Source organism: Pseudoroseomonas cervicalis ATCC 49957, from assembly GCF_000164635.1.
GTDB lineage: Bacteria > Pseudomonadota > Alphaproteobacteria > Acetobacterales > Acetobacteraceae > Pseudoroseomonas > Pseudoroseomonas cervicalis.
In genome coordinates this window covers 1-991 of the sequence record NZ_GG771075.1, presented here as the reverse complement: position 1 = coordinate 991, position 991 = coordinate 1, and the positions used below count along the sequence as shown (strand labels likewise).

Annotated in this window: 1 protein-coding gene; it reads right to left on the bottom strand. The window is 75.4% G+C overall.

All coding sequences use genetic code 11. The annotated features are described in order from the left end of the window. Window positions 1-991, bottom strand: a 991-nt coding sequence (locus tag HMPREF0731_RS21790) for an acetyl-CoA C-acyltransferase (RefSeq protein WP_007006419.1), incomplete at both ends; no start/stop codon positions are given.

Genomic DNA, 991 nt, shown 5'->3' with positions numbered 1-991 from the left:
CAGCCGGGCCGCTCGATGGCGATGGCGGTGGCCTCGCCGCCGCCGATGCACAGCGCGGCGATGCCGCGCCGCAGCCCGTGCCGTTGCAGCGCGTGCAGCAGGGTGACGATCAGCCGCGCCCCGGTCGCCCCGATCGGGTGGCCGAGGGCGCAGGCGCCGCCATGGATGTTCACCGTCTCCGCCGGCAGGTCCAGCTCGCGCATCGCCGCCAGGGTGACCACGGCGAAGGCCTCGTTGATCTCGAACAGATCCACCTCGGCCAGCCGCCAGCCGATGCGCTCCGCCAGCTTGCGGATGGCGGGGGCCGGGGCGGTGGTGAACCAGTCCGGCGCCTGGGCGTGCGTCGCATGGCCGCGGATCGTGGCCAGCACCGGCAGCCCCATCGCCTCGGCCACCGAGCGGCGGGCCAGCAGCAGCGCCGCCGCGCCATCGGCATTGGCGCTGCTGGAGGCGGCGGTGATGGTGCCATCCGGCCGGAAGGCCGGCTTCAGCGTGGGGATGCGCTCGGCCGAGAGGCGCTGCGGGATCTCATCCGCCGCCACCTCGCCGGCGGGGGTGGCCACCGGCACCGTCTCGGCGGCGAAGGCGCCGCTGGCCAGCGCCGCCTGGGCGCGGCGCAGCGTCTCCATGGCGTAGGCATCCTGGTCGTCGCGGGTGAAGCCGTAGCGCTCGGCCGCCGCCTCGCCATAGCTGCCCATGCTGCGGCCGGGCTCGTAGGCATCCTCCAGCCCGTCCAGCAGCAGGTGGTCGAGCAGCCGTCCATGGCCGATGCGGTAGCCGCCGCGCGCCCGGTCGAGCAGGTAGGGCGCGCCCGACATGCTTTCCATGCCACCCGCCAGCACCAGCCGGGCGGAGCCGGCCAGCAGCGAATCATGCCCCAGCATGACGGCCTTCATGCCCGAGCCGCAGACCTTGTTGATGGTGGCGGCGCCGGTGGCATCGGGCAGGCAGGCGGCGCGCGCCGCCTGCCGCGCCGGCGCCTGGCCCAGCC